Annotated in this window: 27 protein-coding genes; 25 read left to right on the forward strand and 2 right to left on the reverse strand. The window is 41.9% G+C overall.

All coding sequences use genetic code 11. The features are described from left to right. Nucleotides 1–20 precede the first annotated feature (20 nt). The 11 genes from lgt to QUF49_RS04265 all read left to right on the forward strand — a co-directional run bounded on the left by lgt (nucleotide 21) and on the right by QUF49_RS04265 (nucleotide 8,090). Complete coding sequence (lgt, locus tag QUF49_RS04215) at nucleotides 21–836, forward strand: prolipoprotein diacylglyceryl transferase (protein ID WP_289494492.1); 816 nt, start codon at nucleotides 21–23, stop codon at nucleotides 834–836. 15 nt (nucleotides 837–851) lie between these two features. Then, on the forward strand, nucleotides 852–1,820 hold the full coding sequence (locus QUF49_RS04220) for a nucleoside recognition domain-containing protein (protein ID WP_289494493.1): 969 nt from the start codon (nucleotides 852–854) through the stop codon (nucleotides 1,818–1,820). Continuing rightward, nucleotides 1,795–2,436 carry a pyrophosphatase PpaX gene (gene ppaX, locus QUF49_RS04225; protein WP_289494494.1) on the forward strand — a complete coding sequence of 214 codons (642 nt, stop codon included), beginning with the start codon at nucleotides 1,795–1,797 and terminating at the stop codon, nucleotides 2,434–2,436. The genes QUF49_RS04220 and ppaX overlap by 26 nt, the downstream gene beginning before the upstream one ends. After that, nucleotides 2,437–2,952, forward strand: coding sequence for an acyltransferase (locus tag QUF49_RS04230; RefSeq protein WP_289494495.1), 516 nt, complete (start codon nucleotides 2,437–2,439; stop codon nucleotides 2,950–2,952). Nucleotides 2,953–3,041: 89 nt separating this feature from the next. Then, nucleotides 3,042–3,632 carry a hypothetical protein gene (locus tag QUF49_RS04235; RefSeq protein ID WP_289494496.1) on the forward strand — a complete coding sequence of 197 codons (591 nt, stop codon included), beginning with the start codon at nucleotides 3,042–3,044 and terminating at the stop codon, nucleotides 3,630–3,632. Nucleotides 3,633–4,071: 439 nt separating this feature from the next. After that, entirely contained in the window at nucleotides 4,072–5,541 is a 1,470-nt protein-coding gene (gene putP, locus QUF49_RS04240; RefSeq protein WP_289494497.1) for a sodium/proline symporter PutP, read from the forward strand. Nucleotides 5,542–5,656: 115 nt separating this feature from the next. Further along, nucleotides 5,657–6,097, forward strand: coding sequence for a GNAT family N-acetyltransferase (locus tag QUF49_RS04245; RefSeq protein ID WP_289494498.1), 441 nt, complete (start codon nucleotides 5,657–5,659; stop codon nucleotides 6,095–6,097). Nucleotides 6,098–6,273: 176 nt separating this feature from the next. After that, entirely contained in the window at nucleotides 6,274–6,453 is a 180-nt protein-coding gene (locus tag QUF49_RS04250) for a hypothetical protein (protein WP_289494499.1), read from the forward strand. Between the two features lie 70 nt (nucleotides 6,454–6,523). Further along, nucleotides 6,524–7,039 (forward strand): hypothetical protein, encoded by a 516-nt coding sequence (locus tag QUF49_RS04255; RefSeq protein WP_289494500.1) that lies wholly within the window; start codon nucleotides 6,524–6,526, stop codon nucleotides 7,037–7,039. Nucleotides 7,040–7,062: 23 nt separating this feature from the next. After that, on the forward strand, nucleotides 7,063–7,530 hold the full coding sequence (locus tag QUF49_RS04260) for an SRPBCC family protein (RefSeq protein WP_289494501.1): 468 nt from the start codon (nucleotides 7,063–7,065) through the stop codon (nucleotides 7,528–7,530). A gap of 17 nt (nucleotides 7,531–7,547) precedes the next feature. Beyond that, the gene (locus tag QUF49_RS04265) at nucleotides 7,548–8,090 is read left to right on the forward strand and encodes a histidine phosphatase family protein (RefSeq protein WP_289494502.1); all 543 of its coding nucleotides are present in this window, start codon (nucleotides 7,548–7,550) and stop codon (nucleotides 8,088–8,090) included. A gap of 219 nt (nucleotides 8,091–8,309) precedes the next feature. Here the strand turns inward: QUF49_RS04265 and QUF49_RS04270 are convergent, their stop codons facing one another. Further along, on the reverse strand, nucleotides 8,310–9,326 hold the full coding sequence (locus QUF49_RS04270) for a peroxiredoxin family protein (RefSeq protein WP_289494503.1): 1,017 nt from the start codon (nucleotides 9,324–9,326) through the stop codon (nucleotides 8,310–8,312). 322 nt (nucleotides 9,327–9,648) lie between these two features. After that, complete coding sequence (cax, locus tag QUF49_RS04275; protein ID WP_289497579.1) at nucleotides 9,649–10,734, reverse strand: calcium/proton exchanger; 1,086 nt, start codon at nucleotides 10,732–10,734, stop codon at nucleotides 9,649–9,651. A gap of 190 nt (nucleotides 10,735–10,924) precedes the next feature. Between cax and QUF49_RS04280 the strand changes: the two genes are divergently transcribed. The 14 genes from QUF49_RS04280 to QUF49_RS04345 all read left to right on the forward strand — a co-directional run bounded on the left by QUF49_RS04280 (nucleotide 10,925) and on the right by QUF49_RS04345 (nucleotide 23,480). Further along, nucleotides 10,925–12,109, forward strand: a complete 1,185-nt coding sequence (locus QUF49_RS04280; protein ID WP_289494504.1) for an ATP phosphoribosyltransferase regulatory subunit — start codon at nucleotides 10,925–10,927, stop codon at nucleotides 12,107–12,109. Next, nucleotides 12,106–12,750: an ATP phosphoribosyltransferase gene (hisG, locus tag QUF49_RS04285; protein ID WP_289494505.1), complete on the forward strand. Its 645-nt coding sequence runs from the start codon at nucleotides 12,106–12,108 to the stop codon at nucleotides 12,748–12,750. Before QUF49_RS04280 ends, hisG begins: the two co-directional genes overlap by 4 nt. Further along, nucleotides 12,747–14,018, forward strand: a complete 1,272-nt coding sequence (gene hisD / locus QUF49_RS04290) for a histidinol dehydrogenase (RefSeq protein ID WP_289494506.1) — start codon at nucleotides 12,747–12,749, stop codon at nucleotides 14,016–14,018. Before hisG ends, hisD begins: the two co-directional genes overlap by 4 nt. Then, nucleotides 14,019–14,615 (forward strand): imidazoleglycerol-phosphate dehydratase HisB, encoded by a 597-nt coding sequence (gene hisB, locus QUF49_RS04295; protein ID WP_289494507.1) that lies wholly within the window; start codon nucleotides 14,019–14,021, stop codon nucleotides 14,613–14,615. It abuts the gene before it with no gap. Continuing rightward, nucleotides 14,616–15,257, forward strand: a complete 642-nt coding sequence (gene hisH / locus QUF49_RS04300; protein WP_289494508.1) for an imidazole glycerol phosphate synthase subunit HisH — start codon at nucleotides 14,616–14,618, stop codon at nucleotides 15,255–15,257. Continuing rightward, the gene (gene hisA / locus QUF49_RS04305; protein WP_289494509.1) at nucleotides 15,254–15,985 is read left to right on the forward strand and encodes a 1-(5-phosphoribosyl)-5-[(5-phosphoribosylamino)methylideneamino]imidazole-4-carboxamide isomerase; all 732 of its coding nucleotides are present in this window, start codon (nucleotides 15,254–15,256) and stop codon (nucleotides 15,983–15,985) included. The genes hisH and hisA overlap by 4 nt, the downstream gene beginning before the upstream one ends. Continuing rightward, a complete protein-coding gene (gene hisF / locus QUF49_RS04310; protein WP_289494510.1) occupies nucleotides 15,985–16,743 on the forward strand; it encodes an imidazole glycerol phosphate synthase subunit HisF in 759 nt (252 codons plus the stop codon). The genes hisA and hisF overlap by 1 nt, the downstream gene beginning before the upstream one ends. Then, nucleotides 16,740–17,384: a bifunctional phosphoribosyl-AMP cyclohydrolase/phosphoribosyl-ATP diphosphatase HisIE gene (gene hisIE, locus QUF49_RS04315; RefSeq protein WP_289494511.1), complete on the forward strand. Its 645-nt coding sequence runs from the start codon at nucleotides 16,740–16,742 to the stop codon at nucleotides 17,382–17,384. Before hisF ends, hisIE begins: the two co-directional genes overlap by 4 nt. 562 nt (nucleotides 17,385–17,946) lie before the next feature. After that, on the forward strand, nucleotides 17,947–19,572 hold the full coding sequence (locus QUF49_RS04320) for a tetratricopeptide repeat protein (RefSeq protein ID WP_289494512.1): 1,626 nt from the start codon (nucleotides 17,947–17,949) through the stop codon (nucleotides 19,570–19,572). 84 nt (nucleotides 19,573–19,656) lie between these two features. Continuing rightward, nucleotides 19,657–20,613, forward strand: a complete 957-nt coding sequence (gene trxB, locus QUF49_RS04325) for a thioredoxin-disulfide reductase (RefSeq protein ID WP_289494513.1) — start codon at nucleotides 19,657–19,659, stop codon at nucleotides 20,611–20,613. A 235-nt stretch (nucleotides 20,614–20,848) separates the two neighbouring features. Continuing rightward, nucleotides 20,849–20,980 carry a hypothetical protein gene (locus QUF49_RS04330; protein ID WP_289494514.1) on the forward strand — a complete coding sequence of 44 codons (132 nt, stop codon included), beginning with the start codon at nucleotides 20,849–20,851 and terminating at the stop codon, nucleotides 20,978–20,980. 163 nt (nucleotides 20,981–21,143) lie between these two features. Beyond that, the gene (locus QUF49_RS04335) at nucleotides 21,144–21,602 is read left to right on the forward strand and encodes an NUDIX hydrolase (RefSeq protein WP_289494515.1); all 459 of its coding nucleotides are present in this window, start codon (nucleotides 21,144–21,146) and stop codon (nucleotides 21,600–21,602) included. Nucleotides 21,603–21,653: 51 nt separating this feature from the next. Continuing rightward, the gene (rapZ, locus tag QUF49_RS04340) at nucleotides 21,654–22,529 is read left to right on the forward strand and encodes an RNase adapter RapZ (RefSeq protein ID WP_289494516.1); all 876 of its coding nucleotides are present in this window, start codon (nucleotides 21,654–21,656) and stop codon (nucleotides 22,527–22,529) included. Beyond that, a complete protein-coding gene (locus QUF49_RS04345; RefSeq protein WP_289494517.1) occupies nucleotides 22,530–23,480 on the forward strand; it encodes a gluconeogenesis factor YvcK family protein in 951 nt (316 codons plus the stop codon). Nucleotides 23,481–23,515 lie beyond the last annotated feature (35 nt).

Raw genomic sequence — 23,515 nt, forward strand, 5'->3', positions numbered from 1 at the left:
ACTAGAAGGAAGTGGAGAATGTGGAAGAAACGATTCAGCCTTTAAATCGTGTTGCGCTCGAGCTAGGGCCGATCACGATTTATTGGTACGGACTTATTATTGGTTTTGGAGCTATGCTTGGTCTATGGCTCGCTGTAAGAGAATCAGAACGACGCGGGCTTGCGAAAGATACTTTTGTTGATGTTGTTATGATTGCCGTACCTGTTGCAATTTTATGTGCGAGACTTTATTATGTGGCGTTCGAATGGTACTTTTATAAAGATAATCCTAGTAAGATTCTGGCTGTTTGGGAAGGCGGAATCGCGATCCACGGTGCGCTCATCGGATCATTTTTAACGGGGCTTATCTTCTCTAAAAAAAGAGGCATTTCTTTTTGGAAACTTGTTGATATTGCGGCACCTAGCATCTTGCTCGGTCAGGCAATCGGGCGCTGGGGCAACTTTATGAATCAAGAAGCTCATGGCGGTGAGGTTACGAGAAGTTTTCTTGAGTCGCTCATGCTCCCGGACTTTATCATCAATCAAATGTACATTGATGGTACGTATTATCATCCAACGTTTCTTTATGAATCACTTTGGAGTTTCCTCGGAGTCATTGTTCTTCTTTATTTGCGAAGAGTAAATCTTCATCGAGGAGAGCTATTCTTAACGTACATCATCTGGTATTCGATCGGCCGTTTCTTTGTAGAAGGACTCCGAACGGACAGTTTGATCGTATGGGGAACTTCACTTCGCATTGCTCAAGTTGTAAGTTTAGTGTGGATTGCTGCGGCAGTCATCATTTGGATCTATAGAAGAAAAGCAGGCTTAGCTAAAAAACGCTATTTAGAAAGTTAAGGAGGCGTATGAAAAGTGGAAACGTTAAAAAAAGGCACACTTGCAGGCTTGAAAACCACTTGGACGCTAGGAAAGATCATCTTTCCTGTAACTTTAATCATCACGCTGCTCAGCCATACGCCTGTATTGGATTGGCTGATTTCCGTTCTTTCACCAGCAATGAAATGGATCGGTTTACCGGGTGAAGCGGCGATTCCGCTTGTACTTGGTAACTTCCTTAACCTTTATGCCGGAATAGGCGGTATTTTAACACTAGATTCGTTAACGGTTCAGGATGTATTTATTCTCGCTGTTATGCTTTCGTTTTCTCATAATCTGTTTATAGAGTCAGGTGTTGCGGCAAGCGTTGGGATCAAGCTATGGGTGATTTTACTTGTGCGTATTGGATTAGCGCTCTTCTCAGCTTTTATGATCAACCTATTATGGGATGGCGGAACGGAAAAAGCACAATACGGTTTTATTTCTAAGCCTGAAGCTGCACCAAACGGATGGGGAGAAATTACGCTCACCGCACTCGAAAAAGCATCTCTTGGCATTTTGCAGCTGGCACTTATCGTGATACCGCTCATGATTATCATGCAATATATGAAGGACAAAGGCTGGCTTAACAAGTTTTCAAACTGGATGGCTCCCGCTATGAAACTTTTAGGAATGAAAGAAAACACGTCCATGACGATGGCTGCTGGACTTACGATCGGTCTTGCTTATGGAGCAGGTGTTATGATGCAGGCAGCGAAGGAAGACGGCGTATCGAAGAAAGATCTGTATCTTGCTTTTATTTTTCTAGTAAGCTGTCATGCTGTTGTAGAAGATACGCTTGTTTTTGTTCCGCTCGGCATTCCGGTGCTTCCGCTCTTGATCATTAGAGTCGTAACCGCAATCGTACTTACGGTTGTCGTCGCTTATTTCTGGAACAGGATGGAGCGGAAAAATAGTTTAACTAGAGAGGAATTACAACATGAAACGCGACACCATACTATTTGATTTAGACGGAACATTGATCAACACGAATGAACTGATCATCGCTTCTTTTCTATTTACACTAGATAAACATTTTCCAGAGCAATACAACCGTGAGCATATCCTTCCGTTAATGGGGATGCCGCTTGTTGAAACGATGGAGCAGTTTGATAAGGAAAAAGTTCAAGATTTAGTCCAAACATACCGTGAACATAATATCTCTCATCATGATGAACTTGTAACAGAGTTTAAAGGAGTTTTTGAAACGGTAGAAGAATTGTATAAGAAGGGCTATAAACTGGGCATTGTAACGACTAAAATGAGAAATACCGTCGAGATGGGCTTGAGACTCGTTGGACTTGATAAATTTTTTCAAACGGTTGTTACGCTTGATGATGTTGAAAAAGCGAAGCCAGATCCAGAGCCGATTCAAAAAGCACTTGCGTTGCTCCAGTCGACTCCAGAACGTGCCATCATGGTCGGTGACAGCAAGTATGACATCTTAGCTGGGCAGAATGCAGGAACACAAACAGCTGGTGTGGCTTGGACCATTCGCGGAAATGATTATTTGCAGCAGTTTAATCCTGATTTTATGCTAAATGAGATGACGGATTTGCTGGATGTTTTAGGAGAGAGATAATTGCGTAATACAGAGCGTTATCCGGTTAAAGGAAGGAACTCGCTGTACCAAGTGTATGATACGGTTCCTTTCTGGAAAGTTGTGAAAAATTTCATTGCTATTCAAGTCGCTCGTTATACGCCATTTTTGCCAGTTAAAAATTGGCTGTACCGTACTTTTTTAAAGATGAAAGTCGGTGAAGGAACGGCATTTGCACTCATGGTCATGCCGGATATCATGTTCCCTGAACGAATTAGGGTAGGGAAGAACTGTGTAATCGGCTACAACACAACCATTTTAGCTCACGAATATTTAATAAAAGAATACCGTCTTGGTGATGTGATTGTGGGTGATGAAGTGATGATCGGTGCGAATTCAACGATTCTCCCAGGAGTCACAATCGGTGATGGTGCGATCGTATCGGCCGGAACTCTCGTACACAAAAATGTCCCAGAAGGTTCTTTCGTTGGCGGCAATCCGATGCAGGTTATTTATACAAAAGAAGAGCGTTCAAAGAGGGAAATGGAAAACAGATAGAAATTTGTCGGAAGTTCCCCTCTTGGGTTTTCTTGTATTTAGTCGTATACTAAAAACAGGCAAAAAAGCGAAAGCTGGAGGCGCATACTATGAGAAGGAAATCATTCTCGATCGTTTTTCTGAAGAATACTTTTAAAATTGGACACCTAGTAGAAGACAGCTGTCAGACTCAGCATGCACCGAAAGCATCACATCCACAAAATAAGGCCGAACAGCTGGCTGCCCGCGATACTTATCGTTTCCGGACAGCTGTGTCAAAAATGAAAGGCCACGGTCTTGTTAAGCATTATGAACTTCAAAGCCAACGGGCAAAGCTGGTTTTTTACGGCGATTATTCTACCTACAAACGTAACGTACCTCATATTGCGTTTACACGCGAACATTTTCAACACTACTTTGGAACAGAAGACTTAATCTGTGAATTTCTCCTTGATACTTCTATTTATTTATTTAAAGAACTCCATTTTTTAAACGAGATCCAATTGGATATTCCAAGTCACGGCAAAATGTATACGGTCGAACTGACGCGTCAAGAACTGGATGACTACATGAAGTGTGATCTGACCGAAATGAAAGATGGCCATCACCATCGATTCTTCTACATCTACCGGGACGAAGAACTGGATCAGTTTACAAATCAATTTGTTAAGGTCAAGCGTTTAAGACGCAAAAAACTATAACATAAGTAAAACTGGCGCCCAAACGTCTTAAGAATGGGTACCAGTTTTTTTGTTGTGTGAAGGAGGGCAGTATCGCTGGAAGAGCTGGCGGGCAGACAGTGAGATTTGTCGAGAATTGTAGACTTGTCATTTTCACACCAGAATTGGTGAATATATTGCGCTTATTTTTCAAAATAAGTGCAATAAAGGTGAAATTATTGCAGCATATGGTGAAATTCAATCAATGAGGTATCCACCGGATTCTTTAATTACCCTCAAAAACGCTGATTCGTAATCTGGCGTCGATTAAACCGCTTAAAAAGCCCCAATATAGACCACTTTCAAAAAAATTCTATTCCTTTTGTCGAAAAATGTATTTATAATAAAAATGTTCCTTTTTTTAATTTTTTTAAAAATTGAAAGCGTTTTACAACATGATGAGACAGGAGGAAAATTAAATATGGATTATGGAGTAATTTTTTCAATTAGTCTTTATATGATTGGCATGGTGCTGATCGGACTTTATGCGTATCGCAAGACCGACAACCTCACTGATTATATGCTTGGCGGAAGAAATCTTGGTCCGGCCGTTACCGCACTTAGTGCAGGTGCATCAGATATGAGTGGATGGCTGTTGATGGGTCTACCTGGTGCGATGTACGTGTCAGGTTTGAGTGCAGGATGGATTGTAATTGGCTTGTGTGCAGGTGCTTATTTAAACTGGCTATTCGTCGCACCTCGACTCAGAACGTATACAGAAGTGTCGAACAATTCCATAACGATCCCCGATTATTTCGAAAATCGTTTTAAGGACACATCTCGCATATTGCGAATTACATCTGCGTTAGTAATCGTAATCTTTTTTACCTTTTATTCGTCGTCAGGTATGGTAGCTGGCGGACAGCTTTTTGAAACTGCATTTGGTCTTAACTACATGTGGGGAATTCTGCTTACAGCTGGAGTAGTTATTATTTATACATTATTCGGCGGTTTCTTAGCGGTAAGCTACACGGATTTCGTACAAGGTGCGATCATGTTTGTAGCGTTGATCCTTGTACCACTCGTAGCGATTCTAAAAGTTGGAGGCTGGGATGCATCTTTTAACGAGATTGAAAGCATCAGCCCGACTCTGCTTGATGCATTCACAGGGACAAGCTTAATCGGCATCATCTCCTTGCTGGCATGGGGATTGGGTTACTTCGGCCAACCCCATATCATTGTTCGTTTTATGGCGATCACGTCTGTAAAAGAAATGAAGAGCGCAAGACGAATCGGAATGGGTTGGATGATTTTCTCTATCGTTGGAGCGATGTTTACAGGACTTGTGGGGATTGCTTATTTCAACCAAGCGGGTGCTCCTCTAGGGGAAGCAAAAGCTGAAACGGTTTTTATCTTGTTATCTGAAGTATTGTTCCACCCGATCATTACCGGCTTCTTGTTAGCTGCTATATTAGCGGCTGTTATGAGTACGATTTCTTCTCAGTTGCTTGTAACATCAAGTGCGCTGACAGAAGACTTTTATAAAGCATTCGTAAAACGCTCCGCTTCTGATAAGGAACTCGTGTTAGTAGGGCGTCTAGCTGTTTTGGCGGTTGCCGTGATCGCTTTTGTGATGGCACTTAACCCGAGTGAAACGATTTTGAATCTAGTAGGCTATGCATGGGCTGGATTTGGTGCAGCGTTCGGACCGGTCGTATTGCTGAGTCTGTATTGGAAACGCATGACAAAGTGGGCAGCGTTCGCTGGTATCGTAGTGGGAGCTGTAACAGTTATCGTTTGGGAGCTGATCCCGAGATTTGCAGATGTATATGAAATCATCCCAGGTTTCATCGCATGTACACTAACCATTGTAGTGGTTAGCCTTATGACGAAAGCACCAAGCGCTGTCATTCAAGAAGAGTTTGAAGAAACGAAGCGTTTAGTAAGTTAATAGAGTAAGGGGACTGGCCAATATATGCTCATATTGGTCAGTTTTTTGTTAGAGTAGGGGTTATCAGAGATAGCACCCTGTTTTTTTATAATGCCTAAATAGAGGAGGAATCAACTTGAAGATTGGATACTCACTTCATGAGTCATTGCCTCAAGATGATATCTTAAAAGGAATATTTGATCTGCATTATAAATTATTTGGGAATTCAAGCGATTTTCTTTCCAAAATGAAGTCTAAACCTCAGTTAACCATTGTAGTTGCACAGCATGATGATCTTGTAATCGGTTATAAAATTGGATATGAGCTAAATCAAAACAACTATTACAGCTGGTTAGGAGGAGTGGATTCTAATTATAGAGGATATGGAGTCGCATCAAAGTTAATGGATCTGCAGCATATGTATCTAAAGGAAAAGGGTTATTCTGCTGTGCAAACAAAAACGATGAACAAGTGGCGTGGCATGTTACTTTTAAATATTAAAAATGGTTTTGATGTGATTGAAACGTATACGAATAAAGAAGGTTTGCATAAAATAATTTTGCAAAAAAGACTGTGAAATTAAACAATTGTTTAAGATCAGTAACTTTCTGCAGCGCCCGCATATGATTGTATAAGCGGGGTGAATGATATGGGTATAAAAGACAAAGTGAAGCAGTGGTTTTTAGGGCCGCTTTATACACAGGAGTCATTAATACCTGTTAAAAACAGGTAGGGTGTCCGGTCATCTTTACGATGAGGGACGGCTACGGTTTAATTCTTTTTGATAAAAAAGAGCAGCTCGGAATTGTTTATGTAAAAGACGTCTTCGGGATGAACGAAGATTATAGAAGGTATTTTACAATGCCAGACTTGATCTCTTTTTTTAAGGATCATGTGGGTGAAGGAATTTCTTTTTATGCGTGGAATAGTTAGATTAGAATAAGAAAGGCATCCATTTTTAATGGGTGTTTTTTATTTTCACATGTGGAAGTGGTGTATGTTTATGGATTATTCTCTCACAATGGAAGAACTGGATGTACTAAGAAAAATCATAAAAACAGAGCTTCATGCCATTTATAGTCATACACTTAATTACAATCTTAAGGAAAACACGTATGAGATCTTTGAAACAGTGGTTTTGAGTATGGAAAAGGGATTTATTTTATTAAAAAGCCAGGAATGTGAAATCAACCATGATGAATATTACCAAGTATCAATTGAGGAATCTATATCACCAGGCCAGCTCCCATATGACAAAACGGCTTTTAATTCAGGCATGTTTCAGGAACCCATTTCACATGTCTTGGTCTGGGAGAAGGTTGAGAGTGTTTCCTTATATCAACGTGCTTTAAAATTAAACCTTGAGGAGCATACATATACGGCTGGAATAAAGATAGAGTTTTCTAGCAAAAAATCACTTTTTTTTAAGCCATACTTTATTGGTTTTAGTTTTACTTTTGATCAGCAACTCATAGAAAAAGAAACTTCTCAATTAACGCTTTATAAGGTTATCAAATAAAATTTTATGAAAGAGAGCTTTTTATGCCCATTATCGAACATCATGAATTCATAAAAGCTTCACCAGAACTGTGTTTCGACCTCGCTCGAAACGTTGATGTACATACACAGACGACTTCACATACGAAAGAAAGAGCGGTGGGCGGTGTAACGACAGGTCTAATGGAAAAAGGAGATTCTGTTACATGGGAGGCTGTGCATCTTGGTGTGAAACAAAGACTTACAGCAAAGATCATCGAGATGGATCGTCCACATATGTTCGTAGACGTGATGGTAAAAGGCGCTTTTCACTCATTCGTTCATACGCACACCTTTGAACAGAAAGAGGACGGAACGGTGATGGTGGACCATTTCCACTACACGTCACCGTTTGGAGTGATTGGCAGATTAGCAGATAGGCACTTTTTAGAAAAATACATGACGAAATTTTTAGTGAGACGAGCTAAAGTATTAAAAGAGATAGCAGAAAACGAGGATAAATACATAACGTGAGGAAGAAGTGATAAACGATGAAGATTGGACTGGTACGTCATTTTAAGGTAACTCGAGGCTACCCGACTGAAAAATGGATCACCCCGTCTGAATTTGATCAATGGATGAAAGAATATGAAGCGTCAGATGTGGAAGAAACGGATGTGGATCTCGGCGGAATCACTTGGCAAAAATGCTATTCTAGCACTGTAAGGCGAGCAGAATTTACTGCAGAAAAAATATATGGTGGCGAGTTAATCAAAACAGATGAGCTTCGTGAAATTCCAGTGTATCCATTTTTTAAACGAGATATTAAGATTCCAATGATTCTTTATCCACTATGTATTCGAACAGCTTGGTTTTTTAACCACAAATCACAGCTCGAGCGCAGAACAGATGTGGAGAAACGAATTGCCAATATAGTTGACCGCATATTAGAGGAAAGCGATGAAAATGCGTTGGTGGTCAGTCATGGTGGACTTATGATGTTTATGAGAAAAGAACTGATCCGAAGAGGATTCAAAGGACCGAAGTTAGGTCGGCCGGAGAATGCGAAGCTATATTTGTTTGAGAAGATTTAGCGCAGCCCTGTCAAGGTGTGTCGAAAATCGTTTAACCATTTTATCCGTGAATATATTTGGAATTACCGTGAATAAAAAAATCGATTACCGTGAAATTCTTAAATTTCACTTGCAAACACAAACGGAAAGCTGGCTCATTCACCTATCAAACAGGTGAGGAGCCAGCATTTTGTACTTCTTTAATAAATGTTCAGCAAAAATTCCATTTTAATTGCTGTTTTATTGAGCGGTTTGATAAAAATCTTTCATCATCTCGTAACTCATAGGTCCGATATGCTTTTGTTTGATGATTCCATTTTTATCGATAATAAAAGTCGTCGGAATGGTGACCGTTTTGTACGTATTTCCTACTTTCCCATCTGGATCTAATAAAACAGGAAAGTTCAGCTTATACTCTTCTGCAAATTTTTTCACTTCTTTTTCAGAATCGCTGTCTGTTAAGTTTACCGCTAGTACTTCAACGTTTTTCGATGAATGATCTTTATAAAATCGAACCATTTCTGGCATTTCTGCACGGCACGGCGGACACCATGTTGCCCAGAGGTTAACAAACACGACTTTTCCCTTTAAGTCAGAAAGCTTCACCTTATCTCCTTCGATTGTTGTTAATTCGAAATCAGGGGCAGAGTTTCCATTTTTAATGCCAGACGCAGCCGTTGAAATAGCTTCCTCTTTCTTACCTCCAAGCGGGGTATTGGTAAGGACAGAAAAAAAGAGTGCGGTAACAAGCATGGATAGCACGGTTTTTCTTAACTCAAAAGAACCTGCTGTATATAAGTAGATGGAGAGGATTGCGAAAAACAGTGAGATTAATCCATCTGCTAAAAGTTTTGAAGATGCAAAATGCGCTCCGTAATAAAACGAAAAGAAGAGTGTGAGGGCCAATATTCCCGTGTAAAATACTCGGCTTCTATCGAGCTCTTGTTTTCCAGATGTCCATAATAGATAGACAACAGCAACAATAATACCGAGAACAAGCCCCGTTTCTCCTCCGTTAAAATACAAAATATTAAGCGGTTGTTTAACAATGAGAAGGGGATGGAGCACCGCATAGCTGATCTTCCATACCAACCAGTACAGGACGACAGCGTTGCTTAACACGTCCAAAAGCTGTTTTTTATCCGTTTCTTTTCTAAGTTTCAGACTAATAATTCCGTAAGCGATTAAAGCTGAGCCTAAAATCGCAAGCCACACCATTTTTACCGGAAAAGATCCGATTGATAAGTAATTTTCCATCATCACACCCGCCCTAAACTTGTCCTTTACTCTAAACTGTATCAAATTTTTATGCTTTTTATGCCTATTTTTGCTTGAATTAAACAATGGGATTTAATAGTATCCATATGGAAAAATCGGATTGAGGTGTCAGTTCAAGGCGTACAGCTAATCCCGATGTATGAGTGAAATGTACAACTTTAGATTAGTAAAAATTAATTCCACGTTAAGTAATCATATATCCACGATAATTCCAATAATTCCACGTTAGCGAACTTTTTAAATTTTCGACAAAAAAAACAGTGAAGGACGAATCATCCTTCACCGCATACCTCCATAACTCCTATAGAAGATAAAACCCAACACCCATGATCAGATAGGCGGCTAGCAATGTAAGTCCTTCAAACCAGTTTGTGTCCCCGTCGCTAGTTAAGGAGATCGTAAGGAAAACGGCTAACACCATCGCAACAAGTTCAGGCAATGTAAATACGAGTGCCATTGATTTTTCGAAAAACAGAGAAATCAGTACAAGAAGTGGTGCGACAAACATCGCGATTTGGAGCGTTGAACCGATTGCGATCTCTACCGCAACATTCATCTTATTCTTGTAAGCCATGATGATCGCTGAAGCGTGCTCTGCGGCATTTCCGACGATCGCAACAATGATTACCCCAATAAACACTTCACTCCAACCTAATGTTTCACCAACCTCTTCAAATGTATGAACGAGCTTTTCAGAAACATAAGCAACCGCAACAGTAGAAAGAGCAAGGATAATCAAAGCCTTCCATTTGCTCCATTCGGCCGTTTCACCTGAATGTGCATCGTCATGCTCTGACTGGTACACACCGCGGTGGGTAACGAGCTTAAACAACAGAGCTGCGATATAAAGAATAATCATGATTACAGCGACCCAAACACTTAATGTAAGTGAATCGGCATCGTTCAGTTTATAAGAAAAGACCTCAGGGAAAACAAAAGCGACTACAACAGCGAAAATGAGCAATCCAGCGTTATGGCGGGCATCATAGACGTTGAACTTTTGCTGCTTGAACTTTAATCCTCCTATAAAAAAGGACAATCCGCCGACTAGTAAAAGATTACCGAGTACAGAACCCGTCAATGACGCTAATACTACACTTATGAGACCAGCTTTTAAGGCAAAAATAGAAATGATAAGTTCGACAGCATTTCCGAAAGTGGCATTCAGCAGTCCTCCGATTCGAGGCCCTGCAACAATGGCCAAACTTTCAGTGGCACGGCCCATGTAACCAGCAAGGGCAACGATCGTCGCACAATAGATAACAAAAAGTATGACAGCTGGCCAATGCAGCATACTTCCGATAACAGAAAGCGGTACACCAATAATAATGGCAATAAAAAAGATGCGATTAAACAAGACGCATTCCGTCCTTTCGTATGTAGGAATTTATTTTACATACTATTCCCTGAAATCCATTTTCTTAACTCCTGAAAAGAAACAGAAAATTCGTGTGAATTGGTTGACAGTTTTCAATAGGAAGTGTAGACTTACAACTAAATCTTTATCATGGTAGTACATTAGCAGACTAAAGTATTTGTAGCTTATTATTCACTTCACATATAAAGGATGAAGGAACATGTCAAAACCGTTTGTATTTGAAAAGCCGGCAGGAATGCGCGATACGCTGCCTGCGTTTTATCAAAAAAATGAAGACATTAAAAATACAATAAAAACTGAGATGGAGTCATGGGGCTATCAGTTCATTCAGACTCCTACACTTGAATATCACGATACCGTTGGTGAGGCTTCTGCTATTTTAGATCAGCAGCTTTTTAAACTGCTCGATATGGAAGGAAAAACGTTAGTACTCCGCCCAGACATGACCGCTCCGATTGCGAGGGTCGTATCATCGAGCATGAAACATGTTGCATACCCGCTTCGTCTAGCTTATAGTTCTCCTGTTTTCCGTGCTCAGCAACGTGAAGGCGGAAGGCCAGCTGAGTTCGAACAAGTAGGGATTGAATTGATCGGTGAAGGAACCGCAAGTGCGGAAGCAGAAACGCTCGCCCTGATGACAGAGGTAATCCGAAAGAGCGGCATCTCATCATTCACTGTAGCTGTTGGTCATATTGGCTTCGTTCAAGAGCTCCTCGCCGATATTTTAGGAAATGACAGCCGAGCAGGTGAACTGCTTCGTTATCTGAACGAAAAAAATTATGTAGGTTACACGTCACATGTGAAGCAGCTGCCACTTTCATCTATAGACACACAGCGTTTGTTAAAACTCTTGGACTTAAGAGGCGGTGTTGAAGTTCTGGATGAAGCGTTGGTTCTAAATCCGAACTCGAAAGGACAGCAAACACTCCAAGAGTTAAAGACGTTGTACAGCCTACTTGAAGAGTATGATGCGGCACAGCATATTGTTTTTGATTTTACGTTGTTCAGTCACATGAGCTATTACACAGGAATTGTGTTTGAAGGATACGCAGCAGGCATCGGTGCGCCAATTGCCAGCGGAGGCCGTTATGATGATCTGCTCAGCCGCTTTGATCGCAAAGCACCAGCGATTGGTTTTGCGATCCGCATGGACTATTTTGTAGAAGCGTTAGGAACTAAAGGTGACAATAAAAGCCGACAGTGTATTTTATATACAGGGAAGCGTAGAGAAGAAGCGCTGCAAATGGCAAAATCCAAACGAGCAGAAGGAGCACTTGTTGTGATGCAAGATCTGGCTGGGGTAAAAAACGTGGATGAATTCAGCAAGCGTTTCGATGACGTTCATTATCTAATCGGAAGTCAGCAAGGAGAGGACTTTTCATGAGTACGGTTTTAACGATGGCAATGCCTAAAGGAAGAATTTTTGAGGAAGCTGTGGAACTTCTAAGACAAGCTGGTTATCCGCTGCCTCCTGAATTTGATGAATCCAGAAAATTGATCATTGATGCACCTGAAGCAGGACTTCGATTTATTTTAGCAAAACCGATGGACGTCCCTACCTATGTGGAACATGGGGTAGCGGATATCGGGATCGCTGGCAAGGACGTTATGCTTGAAGAAGAGCGTGACGTGTATGAAGTACTGGACCTTAAAATTTCTGAATGCTATTTGGCTGTCGCAGGACTGCCAGGCGGGAATGATCAGCGAGTAGCACCAAAAATTGCTTCTAAGTATCCGAATGTTGCTTCTCATTATTTTAGAGAACAAGGACAGCAGGTCGAAGTGATCAAATTGAACGGATCGATCGAGCTTGCACCGTTAATCGGACTGGCAGATCGTATTGTTGATATTGTTTCAACAGGCAGGACGCTAAAAGAAAATGGACTCGTTGAACTTGAAAAAATTGCAGACATCACTTCACGTTTAATTGTAAATCCTGCAAGCTACAGACTTCATGCAGCAAAAATCAACGATCTCGTGGAACGGATGCGCACACTCGTTGAAAGCAAGGAGGGTATTCAATGAAAATACAAGCTGTATCGGAATTGAAAAACCTTGAAAGAAGCGTAGAACAAAATACAGAAGCGCAAAGAAAAGCCGTTCTTGAAATTCTTCAAAACGTAAAAACTGAAGGGGACAAAGCCCTTTATCAATATACGGAAAAATTTGATGGCGTTTCTCTGCAATCACTCCAAGTGACGAAAGCTGAAATTGACGAGGCTATTTCCTCACTTGATTCAGAAATGATTGAAATCATTAAAGAAGCTGCCGCAAACATTCGCGAGTATCATGAAAAACAAAGAAGGCAATCGTGGTTTTTCACGCGTGAAGACGGAACATTATTAGGTCAAAAAGTTACACCTCTTGATTCTGTAGGTGTTTACGTTCCAGGTGGAACAGCGGCTTATCCGTCGTCGGTATTAATGGGTGTGATTCCCGCGAGCGTTGCAGGTGTGGAGGAAATCGTCCTCGTGTCACCGCCTGGAAAAGATGGAAAACTTCCAGCTGCCGTATTAGCAGCGGCTTCTATAGCTGGTGTTAAACAAATGTTTAAAATTGGTGGCGCTCAAGCGATTGGAGCACTCGCATACGGAACAGAATCGGTTCCAAAGACAGATAAGATTGTTGGGCCAGGTAATATTTTCGTAGCACTGGCGAAAAGAGAAGTATTTGGCGTCTGTGACATCGATATGATTGCAGGACCGAGCGAAATTGCAGTATTAGCTGATGAAACCGCAAATGCGCGATATATTGCAGCAGATCTATTGTCACAAGCAGAGCACGATCCGCGTTCTGCAGCTGTACTCGTAACAACTTCAAAAGAGCTTGCTGAAAAAGTTTCAACTGAGGTGGAGGAACAGCTTGCTGATCTTCCAAGACAAGATATCGCCATGCAGGCAATTCAGGACTATGGAGCCATCTATATTGTCAATTCACTTCAAGAAGGCGCAGATGTAATCAACCAGCTAGCACCTGAACACTTAGAGATCATGACGAAAGATCCAATGAGTCTTCTCGGAAAAATTAAACACGCCGGAGCTATTTTTCTTGGAGAATATAGCTCAGAGCCTGTTGGAGATTACTTTGCAGGCAGCAACCACGTTCTCCCTACGAGTGGGACAGCACGATTTTCAAGTCCGCTAAACGTGGATGATTTTACGAAAAAATCAAGCGTTATCAGATATAGTGAACAAGCAATCAACGAAAATGGCCGTAAAATTTCAGCATTTGCCCGCTTAGAGGGATTAGAAGCGCATGCGAGAGCGATCGATTTTCGACTGGAGGACAAGTAAATGGAAAAGCAGCTGCGACAACATACGATTGAACGGAATACAAAAGAAACACAAATCAGTTTGTCTTTAGACATCGACGGAGAAGGACAAGCGGATATTCAAACACCCGTCCCATTCCTAAACCATATGTTAGATGCGATTGCGCGCCACGGACATTTTGATCTGACGGTAAATGCAGCAGGAGACGTTGAGATCGATGACCATCATACAACAGAAGATGTAGGGATCTGCCTTGGACAAGCCATTCAAGGAGCACTAGGTGATAAGCGCGGGATTAAACGTTATGGAAATGCGTTTGTGCCGATGGACGAAACGCTGGCTCAAGTCGTGATTGATCTATCAAACCGTCCTCATCTAGAGTTTCGGGCAGAGTTTCCGAGTCAAAAAGTAGGGACATTCGATACAGAACTCGTGCATGAATTTTTCTGGAAGCTCGCACTCGAAGCAAGAATGAACCTTCATGTGATCGTTCACTATGGCTCAAACACGCACCATATCATTGAAGCGATTTTTAAAGCTTTTACAAAAGCATTAGATGAAGCAACACAGATCGATCCACGTGTAAAAGGAGTGCCTTCTACGAAAGGAATGTTATAAATGATCGGAATTATTGACTATGGAATGGGCAATCTTCACTCTGTCTGTTCCGCTTTAAAAAGAATCAACCAACCTTACATCCTTTCTGGCAATCCAGAGGAACTTCATGAAGTCGATGGGTTGCTGCTTCCTGGAGTAGGTTCCTTTAAAGACGCGATGACTGAATTGGAGAAAACGGGACTCGCTGATTTTATAAAAAAAGAAGCAGCTGGCGGGAAGCCTCTCATGGGCATCTGCCTTGGCATGCAGCTGCTGTTTGATGAAAGTACTGAGAACGGCTTAACTAAAGGCCTTGGACTTCTTCCGGGAAAAGTAGAGCGTTTTTCAGGAACAACGAGTGAGGGCAGTTCGTATAAAGTGCCACATATGGGGTGGAACAATCTTAACTTTTTACAAAATGATCAGCCGTTATTGAGAGGCTTAGATGAAGGATATGTTTATTTCGTACATTCCTTTGTCGTGCAAACTGAAAATCGAGAAGTTCTAGCAGCGGTTGCTAACTATGAAGACGTTGAAGTTCCGGCTGTTGTAGGAAGCGGAAGAATTATGGGTACGCAGTTTCACCCTGAAAAAAGCTCTGAAACGGGCATGGGAATGCTGCAAAATTTTTGCCGTTTTGTTGAGGAGGGAAAACAAAGATGAGTTCATTTATACTGTATCCAGCCATTGATATGCGTAACGGAAAATGTGTAAGGCTGATGCAAGGAGACTATAATCAAGAAACGATCTACGGAGATTCTCCGTTTGATATGGCCAAACAGTTTGCGGATCAAGGGGCAGAGTGGATTCATATGGTTGACCTCGATGGTGCAAAGGACGGCCGAAAAATCAATCACGAGCATGTGCTGCGTGTTGCAAAAGAACTTACCGCGAAAGTCCAGATCGGTGGAGGCATTCGTTCGATGGAAGATGTCTCTTATTATTTGGATGCTGGAGTTGACCGTGTGATCTTAGGCAGTGCCGCTGTTTCTGACCCGGATTTCGTTAGAGAAGCATTAGCTCAGTATGGTGGATCTAGAGTGGCAATTGGACTCGATGCACGTGATGGTTTTGTAGCAACAGAAGGATGGCTAGAAACTTCGCATATTAGAGCAATCGACTTAGCGAAACGGCTTGTGGAAGAAGGTGCGGAAACCTTTATTTTTACCGATATTTCGAAGGACGGTATGTTGCAAGGGCCGAACGTGGAAGCAATCGGCGAATTAGCCGGTATCACAGGAAAAGAAGTCATTGCATCAGGCGGTGTAAGCTCTATCGAGGACCTCGTGAACTTAAAAAATGATGATCGTAAAATTGCAGGTGCTATAATCGGAAAAGCCTTGTACACAGATCGTTTCACATTGTCAGATGCGTTAGGAAGTGTGAAGTAATGCTGACTAAACGAATTATTCCTTGTTTGGACGTAAAAGAAGGCCGTGTTGTAAAAGGCATTCAGTTTCTCAATCTTGTTGACGCTGGAGATCCTGTTGAACTGGCGCGCTTTTATGACTCAGAAGGAGCAGATGAGCTCGTGTTTTTAGACATTTCTGCAAGTCACGAGGGACGGGAAACGATGGTTGAAGTAGTTGAACGAGTTGCGGCAGAACTAGCGATCCCTTTTACAGTAGGGGGCGGCATTAATAAACTCGAAGACATGAAGCGAGTTTTACGAGCAGGCGCAGACAAGGTTTCAGTGAATACTGCAGCCGTTTTGCGGCCGGAATTGATCACAGAAGGATCGGATTATTTTGGTGCACAATGTATCGTTGTTGCCATTGACGCAAAGTATGATGAAGAACTCGGCTCATGGCGCGTATATACCCATGGAGGGCGTAAACCCACTCAGTGGGAAGTCACTGAATGGGCGAAAGAGGCTGTCAACCGAGGTGCTGGAGAGATTCTGTTAACCAGCATGGATCAAGATGGAGAAAAGTCTGGATTTAACTTGGAATTGACTAAAGCCGTGAGTGAAGCCGTAACGGTTCCTGTCATTGCATCAGGCGGTGCCGGATCTTCAAAGCATTTTTATGATGCTTTTAGAGATGGCAAAGCAGATGCTGGGCTTGCTGCTAGTATTTTTCATTATAAAGAAACATCGATTGCAGAGGTAAAGACAGAATTGCGAAAGTTGGGGGTGTCTGTACGATGAATTTGGAAAAGCTGAACTTTGACGAAAAAGGACTGATTCCTGCTATAGTCCAGGATTATCAATCAAAAGAGGTACTGACAGTCGCCTATATGAACAGAGAATCGCTTGAAAAAACAATCGAAATTGGTGAAACGGTATTCTTTTCAAGATCACGACAGGAATTATGGCACAAAGGCGAAACATCAGGAAACACTCAAAAAGTAAAAAGCATCCGCTACGATTGCGATCAAGACGCAGTAGTCGTTCTAGTCGAGCCTCAAGGACCGGCTTGCCATACAGGATCATACAGCTGTTTTTCAGAAACGCTTTACAGTGCTGATGATAAAGCGGATGCACCAAACGCTGATCGATATGCGATTTTGACAGAGCTGCAAGAAGTCATTGCAAAACGAGAGCATGAGATGCCTGAAGGAGCGTACACAACTTACCTTTTTGAACACGGAGTCGATAAGATTTTGAAAAAGGTAGGAGAAGAAGCCGGAGAAGTCATCATCGCGGCGAAAAATCGTGATCCTGAAGAGCTGAAGTGGGAAGTTTCAGACCTTCTTTATCATGTATTGGTCCTTTTACAGGAGCAAAAGGTACCATTGGATGAGATTTTAACTACATTAAAAGAAAGACATACGAAAAAAGACAACTGAGGGCTCTCGGTTGTCTTTTGTGTGGAACAATATTTCTTTGGTAGTTCGGATAACACTTTGTTCATGAAAGTGGTTGATTTCCGTTCCAGGTGCTCGCTTTCCGCGGGGCAGGGCGGTGAGCCACATTTGTACGTTTTACGTATAAGTGTCTCACCTGCCCGCCTCAATGGAGTATCCTTGCTCCTGCGTCTACAAGTAAAGACTAACGAAGCGTGCTTCCTCGTCGCATGCCTTTCGAGAAGCTTCTCAAGTGGTAGGCACGCACCTTGCACTCCAATCAACTTGACAATGAAGAAAAGAATCAAAAGCAATCATCTTTATTAATCAGAACCTTTCTTTAAAACTTGAACTTGAATTTTTTATCGCTCCCAAAGCTATGCTCTCACTCGACTTTTCCTCCTACACCGCCCTCCATCATTTTTTGTCGAAACTTTCCTGCCCATTATTTACAGTTTAAGGGGTGTTACTCGAATTAGCCTATGTTATAATTTTTGGGTTGAAAACTTTGTAAACTGTGCGATGAAGAAAAGTGAGTTTACATAGTAGATGGAGGAACTAAATTATGCATAAACAAAAAAGTGCCAGTGCAGTCAGCGGCCGTGTTCTTCCCTTTATCCAGGATGGGGATTACTTTTTTGAAAAAGGAATAAAAGCCTATAACAGGCGTGATCTATATACAGCAAAAAAAATGTTTGAGCGGGCCGTTACCTTCCAGCCGGAAGAGCCCTCTTTTTTATGTCAGCTTGCATCAACGCTCGCTGAGATCGGTGAATATGAAGAATCCAATAAACATTTGTTAAGCGCATTAGAGCAAGCAGGGTCTGAACTCTCGGAATGTCACTTTTTCCTCGCGAATAACTTTGCGCACTTAGGGTTGTATTCGGATGCGGAGAAACACGCTTCTTTATATATCGAATACGATCCGGACGGCGAGTTTGTTGAAGATACGCAAGAACTCTTAGACCTGATTTCACTTGAAACAGGAAACAAGTCTGCCAATCTGCCTCTTTCTACAGAAGAGGAGTTGATCAAACTGCATGATGAAGCTAGGCAGTCGATCGAACGGGGAGACCTGCCGCTTGCACAGCAGCAGCTTCGGTCAATCATCGCCGATCACCCAAAATTTTGGGCGGCTTATAACAACTTAGCACTTACTCATTTTTATAAGAGCGAATTTGATGAAGCGATGGATGTTCTTCAGGATGTACTGGAAAAAAATCCAGGAAACCTAAATGCTCTTTGTAATTTAGCAATCTTTTTGTTCCATTTAGGAATGGATGAGCCTGGAGGAAAGCTAGTTGATCGCTTAAAGACAGTTCACCCGATGCACCCTGAGCACCGTTACAAGCTTGGTAATACGTTCGGGCTATTAGAAGAACATATTTATGCTAACAAATGGCTTCAAACATTAAAAAAATCGTCATTTGTTTACGATCCTGTCACAACACATATGCTTGCGGTCTCGTATTATGCGCTTGGACAAAAAGAACTCTCTTTAAAGACGTGGAAAAAAGTGATAGAGCTTGATCCAGAAGGACATGTTGCGCCGTTTTATATGGAAAAAGCGATGAAGGATGAGCTGACTGTTTCAGGTGGAGACTATCAATATCGTGTGCCTTCAAGCAATCAGAACAAACCGAAAAAAGATCGTCAAATGAAAGCGATGGAACATATTCAGCAGGTACGTAAAGGACTGGAAAAAAATAAAATTACGCATTTATTTCTTTTGCGAGGGAATAAAAATGAAGAGGCTTATGCAACCCTAAGTGATTTTTGCCTGCGTGAAGAAGAATCTCTTCTCGCTAAAGAGATTGCGGCAAACATAATGCTCGAACATCAACCCGAACTTTCAGTCAAACTAGCTCATGATGGAGAACTTGTAGAAGTAGGACGCCCCTCTGAAATCATTAGCGAGGCACTAGATGTTCTTCTTTTCATAAAAGAAAAAGGTTCAGCACTTGATGAACACGTTCTCTTTTATTGGTCAGAAGCGATTAAATTTGCTGAACTGTCTGGAGAACGAATCTTTGATAATCAAAAAGCGATCGCTGCAGCAATCGATCACTTAGCTCGCAAACAAAAGGGACGATCTACTCAAAAAGCCGTGGCTGAACATTATGAAATTTCGGTTTCTATGCTGTCATTACGGATAAAAAAACTGATCGGCTGGGTAAATCGGGACGTCTGAGCAGAATGATGGACTTTACTCCTATGAGCCGATAGGATAAAGATATAATAAATAAGAATTTCCTTATATAAGGAGTGGGCTTTAATGACTGAAGAAAAAATTTATGATGTTGCCATTCTTGGTGCAGGACCAGCTGGTATGACTGCAGCGGTTTATACTTCCCGAGCTAATCTGGATACGATTATGATTGAACGAGGTATTCCTGGCGGACAGATGGCAAATACAGAAGACGTTGAAAACTATCCTGGTTTTGATCACATTTTAGGACCGGAACTATCTAACAAAATGTTCGAACACGCAAAAAAATTCGGTGCTGAATACGCATATGGCGATGTGAAAGAGATCATCGACGGCGAAGAGTACAAAACGATTAAAGCTGGAAGCAAAACATATAAAGCGCGTTCGATCATCATCTCAACAGGTGCTGAATATAAGAAGCTTGGCGTACCGGGTGAAAAAGAATTTTCTGGCCGCGGTGTTTCGTATTGTGCCGTGTGTGACGGAGCTTTCTTTAAAAACCGTGAGCTCGTTGTTGTCGGCGGCGGTGACTCTGCGGTTGAAGAAGGAGTGTACTTAACTCGCTTCGCATCAAAGGTAACAATCGTTCATAGACGTGATAAGCTTCGTGCGCAAAAGATCCTTCAGCAGCGCGCGTTTGACAACGATAAGATCGACTTTATCTGGAATCATTCCGTAAAAGAAATTCACGGCGAAAACAACAAAGTGAATAAAGTAACGCTTGTTCATTCTGAAACAGGTGAAGAGCAAGATTTCTCAGCGGATGGTGTTTTCATCTACATCGGAATGCTGCCTCTTAACGCTGCTTTTAAGGATCTTGGCATCACGAACGAAAACGGCTATGTTGAAACAAACGAGCAGATGGAAACTCGAATCCCAGGCATCTTTGCAGCTGGAGATATTCGTGAAAAAACACTTCGCCAGATCGTTACAGCAACAGGTGATGGAAGTATTGCAGCACAAGCGGCTCAGCACTATGTAGAGAGCTTAGCAGAAAAGCTAAAAAACGTAACTTCCAATTAATGTGATTGTAACAGTGGTGAAATAATTGTGGGGTAATATAAAAATAAGAAATTGACCCCCTTTTTATAAAGGCAAGACTTTGACACGGAGCTGTGCTTCGTGTCCTTTTTTTTGTGAGTTTTGGTACATGAAAAGCTTTTCAACTCTTTTTTTGCGAAAAGAGCACTTATGAAAGAATCTTTTCTCACTTGGTTTATTGGTTTTCACTTCATTGACAAGTTGATTGGAGTGCAAGGTGCGAGACTCCTGCGGGACAGGCGGGCAGGTGAGACACTTAAGAGTGAAGCGTCCAAATGTGGCCCACCACCTGCCCCGCGGAAAGCGAGCACCTGAAACGGAAATCAACAACTTTCAAAAACATCGTTGAAATTTCAGAGCTTAATTAATAGGTAATTTTTTCACATAATAAAAAAAGACCAATACCATAAATTAGAATGCTGAAATACGTCAATCCCTTGAGGCCTCTGTATTGTGAGGGGTTACATAATTTAGTATACTAACAAGTAGGACATAGCCCTGAGGTGAAACAAGTGCAAAGAGTAACAAACTGTGTGTTAATTAGAGATAATCAAGTGCTTTTGCTTCAAAAGCCTAGACGGGGCTGGTGGGTAGCACCCGGTGGGAAAATGGAGTCTACCGAGTCTATTCGGGATTCTGTTATTCGGGAGTACCGCGAAGAAACTGGTATTTACTTGAAGAATCCTCAACTAAAAGGAGTCTTTAATTTTATTATTAAAGAAGGCGACAAAATCGTCTCTGAGTGGATGATGTTTACTTTTTTTGCAACAGATTCAGAAGGTGTTGCTTTAGAAGAATGTGAAGAAGGAATTCTTTCATGGAAATCTGTTGAAGAGGTTCGTGAACTTCCGATGGCACCTGGAGATCATCACATACTTGACTATATGACAAATGGAAGCAACATGATTTTTGGAACGTTTACGTATACACCTGATTTTGAATTGCTTGCATATCGCTTAGACCCAGCATAACTCTGGGCTAGCCGCATATGAATTGAACATAGCTAACTGGGGGGAAATGGCATGGAAAGACATGATGTACAAATGGTGATTATTACAGGAATGTCAGGGGCCGGGAAGACGGTAGCCATGCAGAGCTTTGAAGATTTAGGCTTTTTCTGTGTTGATAATCTGCCACCTGCACTACTCCCTAAATTTGTAGAATTAATGCAAGAATCTGCTGGGAAGCTGAACAAAGTGGCCCTTGTAATGGATCTTCGCGGCCGTGAATTTTTTGATCAGCTGTTCTCAACGCTCGATCAATTAGCGGTCTCATCCGATGTTCAGCCGCAGATTTTATATTTAGATTGTAAGGATGCAACGCTTGTACGGCGATATAAAGAAACGCGCCGCTCACATCCGCTAGCGAAAAGCGGAAACCCTCTTCAAGGCATCACGCAAGAGCGCGAGATGCTTGAAGAACTAAAGGGAAGAGCTCAGCAAGTGTTGGACACGTCCGACTTAAAACCGCTTCAGTTGCGTGAGCGAATCATTCAGCGTTTTTCAGCGAATGCGGCTCACCCTTTTACAATTAATGTGATGTCTTTCGGATTTAAGTACGGTATGCCGATTGATGCTGACTTAGTATTTGACGTTCGCTTCTTACCGAACCCTCACTATATTGAGCACATGAGACCAAGAACAGGACTTGAAGCAGATATTTCTGAGTACGTATTAAAATGGCCAGAAACAAACATGTTCTTAGAAAAACTGCTGGATCTCCTGCATTTTATGGTTCCTCAATATAAAAGAGAAGGAAAGAGCCAGTTGATAATCGGGATCGGATGTACAGGCGGGAAGCATCGTTCTGTAGCTCTAGCTGAATATATCGGAAATGCACTTTCCAAAGAATATGTAACATTCAGCTCTCACAGAGATATGGGAAAGGATAAAGTATAGATGAAAAAGCAGCCGAAAGTGGTAGTGCTTGGCGGAGGAACAGGGCTTTCTGTTCTTCTCCGCGGACTGAAGCGCTATCCAGTTGATATCACTGCTATCGTAACGGTTGCAGATGATGGCGGCAGCTCAGGAAGGCTGAGGAGGGATTATGACATGCCTCCTCCTGGTGATGTAAGAAACGTGATCGCCGCTCTTTCTGAGGTTGAGCCGCTTGTAGAAAAAATGTTTCAGCACAGGTTTAAAGTGGGCGATGGGATTACCGGTCATTCACTAGGAAACCTGCTTCTTGCTGCCATGCATGATATTACGGGTGATTTTTTAACCGGAATTCGGGAACTTAGCCGCGTTTTAAACGTAAGAGGTCAAGTACTCCCTGCTGCGAAAAACAGCATTATTTTATGCGCGGAGTTGGAAGATGGGACGATTGTACAGGGGGAATCTAAGATCCCGCTGTCGAATAAGAAAATCAAACGTGTTTTCTTATCAGATGAGAAGATCGAGCCTCTTCGTGAGAGTGTAAAAGCGATACAAGAAGCAGACTTAATCGTCATCGGACCAGGAAGTCTGTATACGAGCATCTTGCCGAACCTTCTAGTTAACGGAATCTCTAAAGCCATCCGCGAGGCAACGGCACCTAGAGTGTATGTTTGTAATGTGATGACGCAGCCTGGTGAGACAACGGACTATACGGCAGGTGATCACATTCAGGCATTGATTGACCATGTGGGCCACAATTTTATCGATGTTGTGATCGTGAACAATGAAACGATTCCTTCTGAATTTTTGGACCTTTATTTGGAAGAAGGCGCATCACAGGTTCAGTTTGATGAGGAACGGTTAAAGTCATTCGGAATCGGACTGGTCTGCGACAACATTATTCAATACGGTACGCTTGTAAGGCATGATGCTCAAAGGGTCTCTGACTTGCTGTTAGGACTTTTAGAAAAATAGTAAATGGTTTGTAATGGATGGAAGAGGGGTGGTGA

This window comes from Fictibacillus sp. b24 (assembly GCF_030348825.1).
Taxonomy (GTDB): Bacteria; Bacillota; Bacilli; order Bacillales; family Fictibacillaceae; genus Fictibacillus.